At 70.3% G+C, this 16,273-nt stretch carries 11 protein-coding genes; 9 read left to right on the top strand and 2 right to left on the bottom strand.

Annotated elements, in window-relative coordinates; translation table 11 throughout:
• Positions 1–120 precede the first annotated feature (120 nt).
• From ACZOOI_RS12430 to ACZOOI_RS12420, 3 genes are all read left to right on the top strand, one after another.
• Positions 121–1,791: a hypothetical protein gene (locus tag ACZOOI_RS12430; protein WP_465280708.1), complete on the top strand. Its 1,671-nt coding sequence runs from the start codon at positions 121–123 to the stop codon at positions 1,789–1,791.
• A gap of 110 nt (positions 1,792–1,901) precedes the next feature.
• Complete coding sequence (locus tag ACZOOI_RS12425; RefSeq protein ID WP_465280707.1) at positions 1,902–3,896, top strand: hypothetical protein; 1,995 nt, start codon at positions 1,902–1,904, stop codon at positions 3,894–3,896.
• On the top strand, positions 3,893–5,530 hold the full coding sequence (locus ACZOOI_RS12420; protein ID WP_465280706.1) for a glycosyltransferase family 2 protein: 1,638 nt from the start codon (positions 3,893–3,895) through the stop codon (positions 5,528–5,530). The genes ACZOOI_RS12425 and ACZOOI_RS12420 overlap by 4 nt, the downstream gene beginning before the upstream one ends.
• A 46-nt stretch (positions 5,531–5,576) precedes the next feature.
• Here the strand turns inward: ACZOOI_RS12420 and ACZOOI_RS12415 are convergent, their stop codons facing one another.
• Both ACZOOI_RS12415 and ACZOOI_RS12410 read right to left on the bottom strand, forming a co-directional pair.
• Positions 5,577–6,728: a glycosyltransferase gene (locus ACZOOI_RS12415; protein WP_465280705.1), complete on the bottom strand. Its 1,152-nt coding sequence runs from the start codon at positions 6,726–6,728 to the stop codon at positions 5,577–5,579.
• An 11-nt stretch (positions 6,729–6,739) separates the two neighbouring features.
• Entirely contained in the window at positions 6,740–9,583 is a 2,844-nt protein-coding gene (locus ACZOOI_RS12410) for a bifunctional glycosyltransferase/CDP-glycerol:glycerophosphate glycerophosphotransferase (RefSeq protein WP_465280704.1), read from the bottom strand.
• Positions 9,584–9,984: 401 nt separating this feature from the next.
• On the opposite strand from ACZOOI_RS12410, the gene ACZOOI_RS12405 reads away from it, so the two are divergent.
• The 6 genes from ACZOOI_RS12405 to ACZOOI_RS12380 all read left to right on the top strand — a co-directional run bounded on the left by ACZOOI_RS12405 (position 9,985) and on the right by ACZOOI_RS12380 (position 16,273).
• Positions 9,985–11,796, top strand: coding sequence for a DUF5941 domain-containing protein (locus ACZOOI_RS12405; protein WP_465280703.1), 1,812 nt, complete (start codon positions 9,985–9,987; stop codon positions 11,794–11,796).
• Positions 11,793–12,560, top strand: coding sequence for a phosphocholine cytidylyltransferase family protein (locus ACZOOI_RS12400; RefSeq protein ID WP_465280702.1), 768 nt, complete (start codon positions 11,793–11,795; stop codon positions 12,558–12,560). The genes ACZOOI_RS12405 and ACZOOI_RS12400 overlap by 4 nt, the downstream gene beginning before the upstream one ends.
• Positions 12,548–13,618: an iron-containing alcohol dehydrogenase family protein gene (locus ACZOOI_RS12395; RefSeq protein WP_465280701.1), complete on the top strand. Its 1,071-nt coding sequence runs from the start codon at positions 12,548–12,550 to the stop codon at positions 13,616–13,618. The genes ACZOOI_RS12400 and ACZOOI_RS12395 overlap by 13 nt, the downstream gene beginning before the upstream one ends.
• Positions 13,596–14,378 carry a CDP-alcohol phosphatidyltransferase family protein gene (locus tag ACZOOI_RS12390; protein WP_391588132.1) on the top strand — a complete coding sequence of 261 codons (783 nt, stop codon included), beginning with the start codon at positions 13,596–13,598 and terminating at the stop codon, positions 14,376–14,378. Before ACZOOI_RS12395 ends, ACZOOI_RS12390 begins: the two co-directional genes overlap by 23 nt.
• Positions 14,379–14,458: 80 nt before the next feature.
• Entirely contained in the window at positions 14,459–15,295 is an 837-nt protein-coding gene (locus ACZOOI_RS12385) for a glycosyltransferase family 2 protein (protein WP_465281173.1), read from the top strand.
• A gap of 57 nt (positions 15,296–15,352) precedes the next feature.
• Complete coding sequence (locus tag ACZOOI_RS12380) at positions 15,353–16,273, top strand: ABC transporter permease (protein ID WP_465280700.1); 921 nt, start codon at positions 15,353–15,355, stop codon at positions 16,271–16,273.

The following is a 16,273-nucleotide window of genomic DNA, read 5'->3' as shown; positions in this document are numbered from 1 at the left end:
GACAGCGGAAGCGACCATGGTCGCCGGGCATGCGAGGCGTGATCAGCGGTGGGACGGCGACCGACGAACGCCCGGGACACCCCACGCCCTCTCGTAGCAGGCCAAGGAGACTCAACCGACGTGGACACCACATTGCGGCCCGCGATGCCGGCGCAGCCCGGTATCACCGACATAGGCCCCGAGGTGGGAATGAACTGGCGACGACGGGTCCTGCTCGCCGGAGCCGAGGCAGGTGTGGCGATCGGCGCGGCCGCGTTGCTCGTCTTCTCCAGCCGGTACATCTATGTGAACCCGTTCAACCGCATCGGCCAGGTGAGCGCGCTCTCGGCGTTGCAGCTGCGATTCTTCGCGTACGGCGTCGTCGCGCTGATCCTGATCATGCTGGCGTACCGATTCTCCTCCAGGCACGTATCCGACATGGTCCTGCGGTTCGCCTGCGCGGGCATGTCGGGGATGGCCACCGCCTTCGTGGCGGGTGGCACGCTCGTGGCGCTGCGTGGTACCCCCTGGCCCCTCAACGGCGTGACCAGTGATGCCGGCACACTGGCCGGCTGGGCCGGCAGCATCGTGCACGGCGGCTCGGGCGGGGACGCGATCTATCCGCCGGCCTTCCTGCACGCCCTGGCCATCTGGGCGGACCTGTTCCACGGCGGGAACACCTCGTACGCGCTCAAGGACATGCAGATCATTACCGTGGGCCTGATGGGCCCGGCGGCGTATCTGGCCTGGCGGCTGCTGCTCAAGCCGATCTGGGCGCTCGCCATCGGCGTGGTCTCGGTGATCCCGCTGCTCGACCCCTACCGTCCGTACCCGCAGATCGTGCTGGCCGCGTTCATCCCGGTGATCGTGAAGTTCGTGCAGTTGATGCGGCGGACCGACCGGATGGGCAAGTGGGAGGCGCCGCTGTACGGCGTGGCCATGGGGTTGGTGCTCGGCGGGCTGTTCATCAGCTACTCGGGGTGGTTCATCTGGTCCGCGGGCGGGGTGTTCCTCGCGCTCCTGCTCTTCCTGCCCTGGCGGACCGGCCGGGTTCGGGCGTTCTCCTATCTGGGCGCCGCAGGGTTGGGCTTCCTGCTCATCGCGGGCTTCTACGTGATAAGGCTGCTCCGCGGTCTGGGCACCGAGGACAACCACTTCAACTTCGACTCGATGACCGACCCGGCCTACTTCGTGATGTGGCGCAGCGAGCCCGAGGGCGACCCGGGTCTGTGGCCGCCGCCGGGTGAGATCGGTGGCGTGGGTCTGTTCACGCTGCTCGTCTTCCTGGGCCTGGGCGTCGCGCTGGCACTGGGACTGCGTCGCTCGCTCGTGGCCACCGTCGCGCTGTGCATGGCCAGCACGTGGGCTCTGCGGCACTGGTTCTCCTCGCAGGCGTACCACACCGGCACCGCCCAACTCTGGCAGCGCACGTCGTACGAATTGATGTACTGCGGCCTGATCATCTTCGGGTTCGCCGGCTATCTGGTGATCCAACGGGTGCGCGAGATCTGGGTCGCCTCCGGGATCCGCGAGCGGCCGGCCGACAAGACGATCATGCCGCAGTGGCGCCGTAGCGGTGCCTCGGCGATCATCGGCGCATTCTGCGCCCTGATGCTGATCTTCGGCTCCGCGGGCTCTTCCATCGCCGACAAGTACATGCCGGCCAAGAAGGATCCGGACACGTTCGGCTACTTCGCCTGGCAGGCGCACACCACTCGCATGATGAACGGCAAGTGCCCCACGTACGCGAAGTACTCGCCGGAGAAGAAGTGCTGGGACAAGCCGCACCCCTGGCTTAACAAGAAGAAGTGAATCGAGGAGCAGTGTCGGTTTCCGCAGAGCGAGAGAAGCCCGCGCCGCCGTCCCCCGCGTCGAACTCGCTCGTGGGTGGGTCCGCGGGGCGTCGTGCGGGGTGGCTCCTGGTGGCCCTCGCCCTGTCCTGGGCGATCCCGTTCGCCGCCTACACCGTGCACGCGGCGGTGATCCTGCCGTTCCTCTTCCTTGCGGGCGTCACCTCACTGCTGCGCTGCGGGACCACCGTGCTCGATCGGCTGGTTCCCGGCCTGGTGATCGTGTTCGGGGCCGTGTGTGTGGGTGGCCTGCTCTTCTCGGCCTGGCCATGGGGCCTGCACCCGGTGCCGGTCGCGGGGGTGGGATTCAGCGTGCTGTGTCTGGCGGCGGCGGTCTCGGGCCGTCGTCCCGAGCGACCGAGCCTGGGGACCAGGGCCGACCTGTTCCTGGCCGGACTCACCGCCGGCATCGCCCTCGCGGTGGTGCAGCCGTTTGTGGGGCGGGACGCCACCGGGCGGCTGTCGCTGCTCGTGATCGCCGAAGACCTGGCTCGGCACTTCGCGCTGTTCGACAGCATCCGCATTGCCGACGGCTACACCTTCATGCACACCTCGGAACTGGACGTGGTGCTGTCGAAGGACCTGAGTGCCTACCCGCAGGGCAGCCATTTCACGATGGCGCTGTTCGACAACTTCCTGCGCTCCTCGGACCGACTCGGCTCGACACAGAGCGAGTTCGACCACTTCGTCGGGTACTACATCGCGACCCTGGTGTTCCTGGTCTTCGCGGTCCTGTGGGCGATCCGTCGCATCGCCGGGCCGCGAATGTCGACCTGGCGGTACCTGGTGGTCGCGTCGTCGGCCGCCGCGTATCTGTACTTCGGCGACGGCGTCTCGATGTTCGTGCGCGGCTTCTCCAGCGAGTTCGTCGGGCTGGGTTTGCTGGCGATCACCGTCGCGGTCGTGGCGCGTCCGTATCCGCGTCTGCGCGAGCAACTGTGCCTGCTGTCCGCGTTGTTGATCTCAATCTCCTTCGTCTACTACCTCTTCCTGCCGCTGGCGGGCCTGATGACGCTCGTGTGGATGGTGCTGGGCCGCAAGGAACTGGCGGCCCATCGGGTCTGGACGGGCGCGGCCGCCGTGTTCACGGCCGGCCTGTCCGCCGTGGTGCCGCTGGTTAACTGGAAGTACGCCAGCAACGCCGAGGCGCTGAACGCGGGCGGTGGCATAAGCCCGGTCAACCGACACCTGCTCGTGCTGATCGTGTTCCTGTTCGCGGTCAACTGCGCGAACCGCAACGCGTGGCGGCACCCGGTCCGGCGGATGGCGATCCTGTGGATGGGCGCCGCCGTTGCCGCCGCGGCGGTGATGTTCGCGTACCAGACGGCCGTCGTCGGAGAGACCTCGTATTACTACGAGAAGCTGCTGCACGAGCTGATCGTGGTCACGCTCGTGTGCCTGGGTGCGACCACGTTCGTGGTGCCCGCCTGGGACGAGCGACCGCAGCTGCGACCCTCGTTCGCGACGCGGCCGGCGTCGGCGATCGTGCTCACCGGCGCGCTGGTCGCCGCCCTGGTGTTCAACGCCAATCCCGACCGCGAGGTCTGGCGCAAGCCGTCCCACGACATGAGTTGGGGTGCCGCGTATTTCTTGCGACATCTGGAGGAACTCAAGCTGGCGAAGGTGGTCACGGCCACGATGGACGCCAAGCCCGAGGACGGCAGGGTCAACTTCCTGCAACTCGAGTCGAACTGGCAGGCCAACTACTTCGGCACCCTGTGGGTCGACGTCTTCTCCCGTAACCTCGGTGCCGCCTGGCCGGTGAAACCGCCGTTCGGCTTGCACAATCAGGAGACCCCGAAGGAACTCACCGCACGGATCCTGCGCCACAAGGACGTGCCGATCCGGGTGATCACCAACGATCCGGAGACTCTGGAGACCGTTCAGCGCCTGCGGACGGAGCGTCCCGACCTGCGGCTGGAAGTGCTGTTCAGCAACCCGAGCCTGTGCGTGTACGACTTCCGTTCGCAGCCGGTGCTGCCGCCGGGCGCCAAGCCCGCGCCGGTGCCCACCGTTCCCTATCCCGAGAACGGCTGTAAGTCGCCCGCCAAGGGAGCGGCCAGGTGAGCCCCGACAGGGCGCCGACCCATGTCGGTGTCGAGCGGCCGGAGCCGGCAGCCGTACCGGTCAGCGTCGTGACGATTGTGTTCGACGACGCGGAGCGGCTGGCCGCGGCCGTGGAATCGGCGCTGGCCCAGGGCCCCCTCGTCGCTGAGGTGGTGATCGTGGACGACGCCTCGACCGACGACACCCCCGGCGTGTGTGCGCGGCTGGCCGCGACGGACCCGCGCGTGCGCGTGGTGCGCCGCGACCACAACAGCGGGGGCTGCGGTACCCCGCGCAACGACGGAGTGCGGGCCGCGCGCGGTGCCCGGATCGTCTTTCTGGACAGTGACGATGTGCTCCCGCCCGGCGCGGTGGCGGCGCTCTCGGCCGCTGCGGACGCGCACGCCGCCGACGTCGTGGCCGGGCTGTGCGTACGACGGGAACTGCCCCAGGTGCGCGATGTGCCCTGGCAGCCACAGCTGTTCACGGCCGAGGCCGTCCACGCCGATCCGGCGCAGCGACCCAGGATCGTTTGGGACACCCTGTCGGTCAACAAGCTCTACGACCGGGCGTTCCTGCTCAAGCACGACATCCGCTTTCCCGACGGCGCCGCGCACTACGAGGACTTCGTGTTCACCGCCCGGGTCTACGCGGCCGGCCCGCGCTTCGCGGTGATCCCCGACCACGTTTACACGTGGCACGTGCGCCGCGAGAGTGGCGACCCCTCGATCTCGCTGCGTCGGGACCGGATCGGCAACTGGCTGGACCGCCTCGACGCGCACCGGCAGGTGCTCGACATATTCGCCTCGGTCGGCCGGGCGACGCTGCGCGCGGCGGCGCAGACCAAGTTCGTCGAGCACGACCTGCGGCTGTACCTGCGCGACCTGCACAAGCGGCCGGCCGAGTACCGTGACCAGTGGTGGGACGCGGCCCGCAGACATCTCGCGTCCCTTGACCCCGAGGCGGTGCGCGCCGCGTTCCCGGCGGCGCGCTGGGCTGCGGCCGTGCTCGCCGCCCGCCCGGAGCCGACCGGCCTCGCGCGGCTGGCCGAACTGGCCGCCGAGCCGCCCCGGTTGACCGGCCCGTACCCGATCCGCGAGGGGAGCGCGGTCTGGGACGACACGGCGCCCGAGGTGGTGCTGACCGGCCTCGCCGACCTCGCGCCGGCCGAACTGCCGCTGGTCGTCGAGGCGGACGTGCTCGGCCCGCGCGGCACCGTCCTGGCGGTCACCGTGCACGACCTGTACGGCCGGCTCGCCGCCGCCGAACCGAGCCGGATCGACGTGGAGCTGCGCGATCGGCACGGCGACGAGGTCAGGGTCCTGGGCGTTCGCGAGGGCCGGTTGCGCGCCGTGCCCGGCGCGGACGCGTGGACGGGCACCGTCACCGTCGAGGCGCTGCAATTGGCCGGCCCCGAACCGCTCGCGGTCTGGGACGTCTGGGTCCGGGTGCACCACGCGGCGGGCGCGCCGATCGTCACCAAGCTGCGCGCGGGCCGGGGTCTGGGCCGGCGACTGCGACCCGATCTGCGTAACGGGCTCGCGTTCGCGCAGTTCTACGCGACCGCGAGCCGCTCGTTGGCGATCCGCTACGCGGGCGGCGGCGTGGGCGTGCGCGAGGTCCTGGGCGCCCGGCTCCGGCGCCGGCGGGGCTGACCCCGCCGGCTCGGCCGACCCGGCGGCGGAGCCCCGCCGGGTCGGCTCACCGGTAGACGTACCCGAAGATCTGCTCCCAGCGGTCCAGGACCGCCTCCGGCGAGAACCGGGTGACGTCCTTGAGCCCCTGCTCGCCGAGCCGATCGCGCAGCTCGCGGTCGCGGATCAGCCGCTCCAGCGCGACGGTGAACTCCTGGGTGTTGCCGCGCGGCACCAGCAGACCGTTCTGTTCGTGCGCGACGATCTCGCGGACGCCCGGCGCGCAGTCGAACGCGACGCTGGGCACGCCCATGGCCATCGCCTCCATCAGCGAGATCGGGAAGCCCTCGGCGCGCGAGGGGGCCGCGAACACCGAGGCGTCGCGCAGCGCGCCCTCGACATCGGCGGTCTGCCCCGCGAACTCGACGCTGCCGGTCAGACCCAGCGCGGCGGCCCGGTCCCGCAACCGCTTGTCCTCGGGGCCCGAGCCGTACAGCCGCAGCCGCCAGTCGGGATTGCGTCGGACCACCTCGACCCACGACTCCAGAAGCAGGTCGTACCCCTTCTCGAAGGAGAGCCGACCCAGGCCCACCACCAGCCGCTCGCTCCGTGTGGAGACCGTTTCGGGCTTGATCGGCAGCGGGTTGGGCAGCACGTCGACGTTGTTGAGCCCGTCCCGGCTCCACGCGTCCGCGTCCTCGACGGTCAGCAGCAGCAGCCGGTCGACGTCGGCGAACCAGCGGCGCACCCGGCGCCCCCGGGAGGAATTCACCGATGCCTCGAACGACTCGTGGCTCATCCCGATCACCCGCAGCCCGGAGGTGTCGGCGAGGGTGACCCACTCCATCGCCCAGACCTGCGGCGCGATCACGATCGCTCCCGGTCGAGCCGCGCGGAACAGCGCGGTCAGCCGGTCGGCCGCCTGCTGCACGGACGCCTTGCGCAGCAGCTCCCGGCGCCGTGCGCCGACGTTCAACCGGTCCCGCACGGTACGCGGACCCCAGGCCGACGGCGGGTGGACGCGATGCAGAACGCTCGTGTGATACGACAGATCGCGGCCGTAGTCGTGGGTGGTCTCCGGGTGCACGACACCGATCAGGTGCACCGAGTGCCCGCTCGCCTGGAGCATCCCCGCGGTGTGGTGGGCCCAGCGCTGGAGTCCGCCGAGTTCCTCGATGTTGTTGCAGACGATGAAGATGTCGCGCGGCGTGCGCGTCATGACGGCCTCGCTCACTGCGCGCCCCCGGTCGGGAAGAAGCGCTCGACGATCTCCTTGGCGGCGGTGCCCCGGTCGTATTCGCCGTAGGACTTCACGAACGCCCGGCGCCGGTCCGCGTAGCGCGCGCGGACGGTGTCCACTTCGCGCAGCGCGGTGAACAGCGCGTCCTGATCCGCGGCCAGCGGTCCGGGAGCCTGCTCGGCGAGCTCGAAGTACGCCCCGCGCGACTGCCGCGTGTAGGCGTCGTAGTCGTACGTGTAGAACACCATCGGCCGATCCAGGAGCGCGTAGTCGAACATCAGCGACGAGTAGTCCGTGATCAGCACGTCGGCCAGCCGCAGCAGCGGCGTGACGTCGTGCGTGGTGGACGCGTCGCGCACGTCCGCCGCCAGTGACGGCGGCAGCTCCACCTTGTCGAGGTAGTGCGTGCGCACGAGCAGGACGAACTCCTCGCCCAACTCCCGGGCCCAGCGTTCGAGATCGAACGGCATCTCGAACTCTTGCCCTTCCGCGCGCGGCCGGAAGGTCGGCGCGTACAGCACGATTCGGCGCGGGTCGCCGACCAGGCCGAGCCGAGTCCGCAGCGCCTCGACGTCGGCGGTCGAGGTGCCCCGGTCGGCCAGCGCGTCGTTGCGCGGGTAGCCGGTGCGCAGCGGTTCGGCCCGCAGCCGGTACGCGGCCATCAACGTGTCGACGTCGTGCTCGGACCGGACCACGAAGTAGTCGAAGCGGTCCACGCTTTTTTGCAGCCGGGCCTGCGCCGCGGCGTCGGACTGCTTGACCGAGGGCATGTCGAAGCCCATCCGCTTCAATGCGGAGCCGTGCCAGGTTTGGATGTAGGTGGTGCCGGGATTCTTCACCGCGTCGCCCAGCACACCCTGGTTGTCGATCCAGAACTCGGCCTGGGCGAGCGCTTTGTAGTGCGCCCACGAGCCGCGCTTGACCAGCGTGGCGTCCTTGGGGAAGCCTGCCCGGCTCCCCGCGTAGACCCACACCGCCTCGAACTTGGCGCCGGAGCGCCGCAGTTCCTCGTGGATGTAGCGCGGGTTGTCGCTGTACTGGAGGCCGAGGTGGCTCTCGAATACGACGAGGCCCTTGCGCACCGGCAGCTTGGCCAGCGCGGTCCGGGCCAGCCGGAACGCCTCCCGCTTGCGCGCCCCGGAGCGGGTGATCTGCTTGCGGGCGGTGGCGACCAGTTTGTGGCCGAACGGGCTGTCGGCGGTGCGCAGTACCCACTCGCGGCCCTTGCGGGCGATCGGGCCCTCGTACGTGATGCTGAAGGACAGGTGGCCCTTGTCCGTGATGAACGGGAGCATGTGGTCGCCGACGGCCTTGCTCAGCCGGGGCCGGATCGGAATCTGTCGCGCGTCCTCGGGCAGCGAGGTGGCGAAGATGCGACTCGTGGTCACCACGCCGTCGACCGTTACGTTCATCCGCAGGTCCCACACCGGATCCAACACCCCGACCGGGTGCAGCGTGCGGGTGAGGTCGATGGTGGCCTCCCAGGCCAGACCCTCGGGTGTGTGCCGGATCGAGTCCACCGGGACGTGCACCGTGGTCATCGCGAGCTTCTTGCGCCGGGAGCGGAACTCCACGGCGGCGGATAGCTTCGCGGTCGGTGCGATCCGGTCCAACGGATTGACGATCAGCCCAGCCAGCCGGATCGAGCCGCCGGAGGAGGAGTAGTGCGTCAGGTTGTTGCCCAGCCAGACCTGGTCCAGCGGCTTGGCCCAGGTCACCAGGTCGGTGACGTCCAGCACCGAGCGCCCGAGCTCGTCGTCCAAGTGCTCCGCGCACCAGTGGATCCGGCCGTCCTGTCGGTGCAGTGGCGCGCACACCTTGGTGCGGTTGAGCACCATGTCGATCGCGGTGAGCAGGTTCGGCCAGTCGTCGTGCAACACCAGATACGCGGCCAGCGCCGGGATCTGCTTGGCCTGGCGGAACGCGCGCGGGTCGAGCGTGCGCAGGTACTCCTGGGCCAATGGGATGAACTCACGACGGAATTCCTCGGGTTGGAACGGCAGACCCCACAGATAGAGCACCAAGTCGTGCTGGAGGAACTTGATGTCCTTCTGCAGCTTCAGCGCCCGCCGTTCCTCGCCGTGCAACTCCTCGTCGATCCGGCGGTGAATGGTCAGCCGGTCGGCGAAATTGCGCAGCTCGTCGCGGCGGTTGGAGATGGAGCGCACCTTCGCGCCCTCGACCACCCGCCAGTGGTAGACGGTGTTGGGGATCAGCGTGATCCGGTTCGCCGCGAGGTAGGCGCGGGCCGAGAACAGCAGGTCCTCGTAGTGCAGTCCCTCGGGAAAGCGCAATGCGTGTTCGTTGAGGAAGACACGTCGATAGCACTTGTTCGTGGACAGCGTGTCGTAGAGCAGTTCGGGGCGCTCGTCGGGCGACTCCAGTACGGCGCGCTCCGAGTACAGCTCCGGGTACCACGGGGTCTGCTTGCCCTTGCGGCTCTCGTGCAGGCGCACGCACAGCCCGGAGATCAGCTCGGACCCGGTCTCCTCGGCGGCCACCAGCATGTTCTTGCACGCGTGCCGGTCCAGGGTGTCGTCGCTGTCCAGGAACATCACGAATGTGCCCCGGGCCTGGTCGATGCCCTCGTTGCGGGGCCGACTGCAGCCGCCGCTGTTGTGCGGCAGTCGAATCGCGCGCACCTTGTCCGGGTGCTCGGCCGCGAAGCGCTCCGCCACCGCGAAACTGTCGTCCGTACTGGCATCGTCGACGATCAGGATTTCGAGATTGTCCAGGGTCTGACGCAGCACCGAGTCCACCGCGCGCGGCAATCGGGCCGCGTCGTTGTAGACGATCACGATCACGCTCACGTCGGGTGCGCGAGACACACTCATGCGGCCACCTCCGCGGGCGGGTTCGGGAACGGGGCTTCGAGCTTAGTCAGGCGGCGGATTGCCGGGCCAATCCCGGTCCCGGGACGGGTTCACGCCGCTCGGCGGTCCATCGGCGGTGCACCAAAGACGCGAAAGCGGGTGCCCGCGGTTCTGGAACACCGGGTGCGCGAGGGCCGGCGGGATCGGTTGTCGCTCTCTGGTGGCGGACACCTGCGGAGGATCGGTTAACCTGTCTCGTTGTTTCGGGGAACTCCCCACACCCTCCGCTTGAATCAGCGTTGCTGCGGCGATTGCTCAAGGAGTGATGGAGCCTGTCCACTGCCCTGGTCGTCACAGAGCCCACCTCCACCGGTTCGACGGCTCGGCTGGATCGGCTGGATCCGGCCCCGCTGCTCGCCGAGTTGTCCGCGGTCGACCGTACCGTCCCCGAGATCGAGGTGGTCGCGGCGGATGCCCTCGCCGGCGCCCTGGCCGGTGGCGACGGCCGGGTGACGCTGATCGACGCGCGCTTCGTCGGTCACCGGCACGCGCTGCGCCTGGTGATCGCCGACACCCGCTTCCCGATCGCACACGTACCCGGTGTACTCGCGCTCGAGGGTGCGGCACGCGCCGAGGCGGCCCGGATCCTGGGCGCGATCGACCGACTGCCGGACGACGTGTGCGTCCCCGATCTGCTGGCCGAACGACTGACCGAGGCCGACATCCCGCCGCGCGAGGTCCCGCTGGGCGACCTGGTCGCCGAGGTGGCGCGGGGCGCGGCTGCGCGCACCCGGGCGCTGGCCGCGGTGGCTGCCGTGGACGACGAGCGGATCCGGCTGAACTCGGCGGTCAAGGCCCGGGACGGTTTCTTCACCACATTTGCGGTGAGCACGTGGTCGCGCTATCTCGCGCGCTGGTGCGCCCGCCGGGGGCTGACCCCCAATCAGGTCACCGTCGCGTCGCTGTTCGTCGCACTTGCGGCGGCGGCGGGCGCCGCGACGGGCACCCGCGCCGGCTACATCGGCGCCGCCCTGGGCCTGTACCTCTCCTTCGTCCTGGACTGCACCGACGGCCAACTCGCCCGCTACGCGGTGAGTTACTCGCGGATCGGCTCGTGGCTGGACGCCACCTTCGACCGGGCCAAGGAGTACGCGGTCTACGCCGGCCTGGCCATGGGTGCGGCCCGGCACGACGACGACGTGTGGACCCTCGCCCTGGTCGCCATGGTCGTGATGACCACCCGACACATCGTCGACTTCGCCTTCAACGAGACCCGCCGCGGCATCGGCGGCGGGGACGACGACAGTGCCGAGGGCGGCGCCGGCGCCAAGCTCTCCGGCAAGCTGAACTCGGTCGGTTGGACCGTGTGGGCACGACGGATGATCATCCTGCCGATCGGCGAGCGCTGGGCACTGATCGCCCTGCTCACCGCGACCACCACGCCGCGGATCACCTTCGTCGTGCTGATCGTCGGCTGCGTGCTGGCCGCCTGCTACACCTCGCTGGGCCGGATCCTGCGCTCGCTGCCGCGGCGCACCGCGTTCGTCGCGCAGGTGGGCGAACACCTCGCCGCGCTCGCCGACAGCGGCCCGCTCGCCGAGGCGGTGGCCCGACTGCGGCTGCGCGTGCCCGCTCCCGCCGCCGCGCTGGTCGGCACCGCCGTCCTGCTCGCCGTGCTGCTCGCGGGCGGCGCGGGCGAGTGGTGGGGCCTGGCCGGCGCCGGTGTGTACGCGCTGTGCGCCGGCGTGGCGATCGGCCGGCCGCTGGTGCGTCGGCTCGACTGGGTGGTGCCGCCGGTGTTCCGGGCCGCGGAGTACGCCGCGATCACCATTCTCGCCGCGAAGGTGGCGCCCACCGCGGTGGCCGCGGCGTTCGGCTTGGTCGCGGCCACGGCCTACCATCACTACGACACGGTGTACCGCCTGCGTGGCGGCTACGGGGCACCGCCCCGCGCACTGGTGTGGCTGGTCCTGGGTCACGAGGGGCGTGTGCTCCTGGTGACCGTGCTGGCCGCACTGGGATCGGGGACCCTGCGCACCGGCCTGATCGTGACGGCCGTCGTGCTCGCGGCGATCGTGCTCACCGAGAGTGTCACGTTCTGGGTGCGCGGTGCGCGCCCGGACATCGAGGACGCGACTCCGGTGGGACCGGCCCCCACGGCCTCGACGCCGTCGTACCGCCCCCTGGAGGCCGCCGCCGCGGCGGCCTCCGATCGAACTGGAGACCTCTCATGATCGGCCTCGTTCTCGCCGCCGGCGCCGGCCGCCGGCTGCGCCCGCATACCGACACGCTGCCCAAGGCCCTGGTGCCGGTGGGCGCGCCCGGTGCGCCGGACAGCGAACGGTCGATCCTGGAGGTCACGCTGTCGCACTACGCCGCGGTCGGGCTGACCGAGGCCGCGATCGTGGTCGGCTACTGCGGTGACGCGATCCGCGAGCGGCAGAGCGTGCTGGAGCGCCGGTACGGCCTGAAGCTGCACATGGTCGACAACGACAAGGCCGAGGAGTGGAACAACGCCTACTCCCTGTGGTGCGCGCGCGACTTCCTCGCGGACGGTGTGCTGCTGGCCAACGGCGACACGCTGCACCCGGTCTCGGTCCAGGAGACCATGCTGGCCGCTCGGGACGGCGCCAAGGGCATCATCCTGGCCCTGGACACCGCCAAGCCGCTCGCCGACGAGGAAATGAAGGTCACCCTCGGCGAGGACGGCCGGATGCGCCGGATCACCAAGCTGATGGACCCCACCGAGGCGGCCGGCGAGTACATCGGCGTCACGCTGATCGAGGGCCACGCGGCGCCCGCGCTGATCGAGTCGCTCCAGGCGACCTTCGAGCGCGACCCGCAGCTGTACTACGAGGACGGCTACCAGGAACTGGTCGACCGGGGCGGCCGGGTCGACGTGCAGCCGATCAGCGCGCCGGACACCCGGGTGCCGTGGACCGAGATCGACACCACCGAGGACCTCACGGTCGCGCGGGAGATCGCGTGCCGGTACTGACCCGACTGGTCCCCACACCGCTCACCGTCGACATCCGCGCGGGCGCGGTCGACGACCTCGCGGCCATCCTGGCCGACCGCCGGGTCTCCACCTCGGGCCGGATCGCGGTCGTGGTCAGCGAGGGCTCCGGCGCGCGACTGCGCGACCGGTTCGCACCGCAACTGCCGGGCGCCGAGTGGTACAGCGTCGCCGGCGGCACGCTGACCGCCGCCGTCGACCTGGCCGACCGGATGCGCGGCGGGGCCTACGACGCGGTGGTCGGCCTCGGCGGCGGCCGGGTCCTGGACGCGACCAAATACGCCGCCGCGCGCGTGGGCCTGCCCATGGTCGCGGTCGCCACCAACCTCGCCCACGACGGCATCGCGTCGCCGGTGAGCATCCTCGACAACGACGCAGGCCGCGGCTCCTACGGCGTGCCCACGCCGATCGCGCTGGTGGTGGACCTGGACCTGGTCCGCGCCGCACCGCAGCGCTTCGTGCGCTCCGGCATCGGCGAGTCGTTGTCCAACCTGTGCGCGGTCGCCGACTGGGAGTTCTCCCAACGGGAGACCGGCGAGCCGGTGGACGGTCTGGCGGTCGCGCTGGCCCGCACCTCCGGCGACTCGATCCTGCACCGGCCCGGTGGCATCGAGGACGACGACTTCCTCGTCGCCCTGGCCGAGGGCCTCGTACTCTCCGGCATCGCGATGTCCGTGGCCGGCACCACCCGCCCCTGCAGCGGGGCCTGCCACGAGATCTCGCACGCGATCGACCTGCTCTACGGCGAGCGCGACGGACACGACGGGCTGCACGGCGAACAGGTCGGCCTGGGCGCCGCGTTCGCCACGCACCTGCGCGGCGACGTCGAGCTGACGAGGCTCTTGACGAGCACTCTCGATCGGCACAAGCTGCCGTTCGTGCCGGAGCATCTCGGCTTGACCATCGACGAATTCGTGGCGGCGGTGAGTCACGCGCCCCAGACCCGTCCGGGCCGCTTCACCATCCTCGAACATCTCGACCTCGACAATGACGCCATCCGGGATTCGGTGACCGAATATGTCCACACCTACGGCGGCTGAGCTTCGCTCGGTCGTACACCCCGAGGGCCTGCTCGACCGGCGCAGTGGTGAACACTGGGCCGGGCGCATCTACATGCGGCAGATCTCCCTCCAGGTCACCCGACGCATCGTCGGGACCCGGGTGACGCCCAACGGGCTCACCTACATGATGATCCTCGCGGGCATCGCCGCGGGCGCCGCGCTGATCCTGCCCGGGATCGCCGGACCGCTCGCGGCGCTGATCCTGGTGCAGCTCTACCTGTTGCTCGACTGCGTCGACGGCGAGGTGGCCCGCTGGCGCCGGCAGACCTCGGTCACCGGTGTCTACCTCGACCGGGTCGGCCACTACCTCTCCGAGGCGGCGCTGCTCTCCGGCGCCGGCCTGCACGCCGCGGGCGTCCTGGACGGCGGCGGCTTCAACGGCTACGCGACGCTGGGTGTGGTGGCCGCGCTGGGCGCGATCCTGATCAAGTCGGAGACCGACCTGGTCGACGGCGCCCGGGCCAAGAGCGGACTGCCGCCCGTGCAGGACGCCGCCGCCGTGCCGCGCTCCTCGGGTGCGGCCTCGGCCCGCAAGCTGGTCGCCTCGCTCAAGTTCCACCGCCTGGTCGGCGCCGTCGAGGCGTCGATCTTCCTGCTTCTGGCGGGCGTGCTCGACCTGGTGGCCGACGACGGCGGCCTGCTGTACAGCAGGATCGCGGTCGGCGCGCTCGCCGCCATCGCGCTCCTGCAGACCGTGCTGCACCTGATCAGCGTGCTCATGTCGAGCAGGCTCCGGTGACCGCCGAGGCTGCCCCGGGGCAGCGCACCGGCGACCTCGCCGCGGCGGATCGCATCACGCTCGGCGCGGTCGTGCTGACCATGGGCGACCGCCCGGTCGAGTTGGACCGGCTGCTGCGTTCGGTCGCCGCTCAGGTCGGCGACCCGATGGCGGTGGTCGTGGTGGCCAACGGCGGCCCGCTGCCGGAATTGCCCGAGGGCGCGGTGGGCATCCCCCTGCCGAAGAACGTGGGCATCCCCGCCGGCCGCAACGTGGGCACCGCGGGCCTGCCCGCGGGCACCGACGTGGTGCTCTTCCTCGACGACGACGGCCGCCTCGGCGGCACCGACGCCGGTCGGTTGTTGCGCGAGGCGTTCGCGGCGAACCCGCGCCTGGGCATCGTCAGCTTCCGGATCGTGGACCCGGAGAGCGGCGAGACCCAGCGCCGACACGTGCCCAGGATCCGGGTCGGCGACCCGCTGCGCTCGGGCCCGGTGACCACCTTCCTCGGCGGCGCGAGCGCGGTCCGTGCGGCCGTGCTGGCGGAGGTCGGCGGGCTGCCCGACGACTTCTTCTACGCGCACGAGGAGACCGACCTCGCGTGGCGCGCGCTCGACGCGGGCTGGGAGATCGAGTACCGCGCGGACATCGTGCTGGAACACCCCAAGACCAGCCCGGCGCGGCACGCGGCATTCTTTCGGATGAACGCGCGCAACCGCGTCTACCTGGCCCGGCGCAACCTGCCGTGGCCGATCGTGCCCGCCTACCTGGGCACCTGGGTCGTCCTCACCGCCGCCCGCAGGCCGTCCAGGGAGAACGCCCAGGCCTGGTTGGCAGGCTTCCGCGAGGGGTGGAAGACCCCGAGCGGCCCGCGCAAGCCGATGTCCTGGCGGACCGTCTGGCGGATGACCAGGCTCGGCCGCCCGCCCGTCATCTGACAGGCTGGAATTCTCGTACCGTTTCGATTTCGATCCGACGCAGACGAAAGTGTCAACGTGGCCAACAGCGCGCAGGCCGACACCCTGAGCCCACAGGGGACGTCGGCGCCCCCCGGTTCGTCCGAACCCCTGGCGGATCTCGCCGCCCGCTACAAGCTGACGGTCAGCGGCGCCCGACCGGGGTTGTTCTCGTACACGAAGCAGCTCTGGGCCCGGCGCCACTTCGTGGTCGCCTTCGCCAACGCCAAGACCCGGGCGACCTACAGCACCGCCAAGCTCGGCCAGGTATGGCAGGTGCTCACCCCGCTGCTGAACGCGGCCGTGTACTACCTGATCTTCGGCTACCTGGTGAAGACCAAGGGCGGCATCGACAACTACGTCGCCTTCCTGGTCACGGGCGTCTTCGTGTTCACGTTCACCCAGAGCGCGGTCCTCGCGGGCAGCCGGGCGATCAGCGACCAGCTCAACCTGATCCGCGCGCTGCACTTCCCGCGCGCGTGCCTGCCGATCTCGTTCACCATCGTGCAGCTCCAGCAGCTGCTGTTCTCCATGGTCGTGCTCTGCGCGATCGTGCTGGGCACCGGTGAGCCGCTCAGCCTGAAGTGGCTGCTCATCCTGCCCGCGCTGATGCTGCAGTTCGTCTTCAACGTCGGCCTGAGCCTGGTGCTGGCCCGCATCGGCGCCGTGATGGTGGACATCAAGCAGCTGCTGCCGTTCATCCTGCGCACCTGGCTGTACGTCAGCGGCGTGTTCTACAGCCTGGACAACTACACCAAGTCGACGCCGTCCTGGGTCTCCCGCGTGCTGGAGGCGAACCCGGGCGCGGTGTACATCGAGCTGGTGCGCGACGCGCTGATCGAAAGCCACCCCACGTTGCCCGCGCACACGTGGGCCTACGCCGTCGGCTGGGCGATCGTGATGGGCTTCGGCGGCTACGTGTACTTCTGGAAGGCGGAAGAGAGGTACGGCCGTGGCTGA

The organism is Embleya sp. L77, from assembly GCF_055557415.1.
The sequence above is the reverse complement of the archived record's forward strand: the minus strand, read 5'-3'. Positions and strand labels throughout refer to the sequence as shown.

Coding starts and splice junctions, on each gene's coding strand:
- ACZOOI_RS12390 (WP_391588132.1), top strand. CDS start 13,596: ATGTCCACACCTACGGCGGCTGAGCTTCGCTCGGTCGTACACCCCGAG.
- ACZOOI_RS12385 (WP_465281173.1), top strand. CDS start 14,459: ATGGGCGACCGCCCGGTCGAGTTGGACCGGCTGCTGCGTTCGGTCGCC.
- ACZOOI_RS12400 (WP_465280702.1), top strand. CDS start 11,793: ATGATCGGCCTCGTTCTCGCCGCCGGCGCCGGCCGCCGGCTGCGCCCG.
- ACZOOI_RS12410 (WP_465280704.1), bottom strand. CDS start 9,583: ATGAGTGTGTCTCGCGCACCCGACGTGAGCGTGATCGTGATCGTCTAC.
- ACZOOI_RS12415 (WP_465280705.1), bottom strand. CDS start 6,728: ATGACGCGCACGCCGCGCGACATCTTCATCGTCTGCAACAACATCGAG.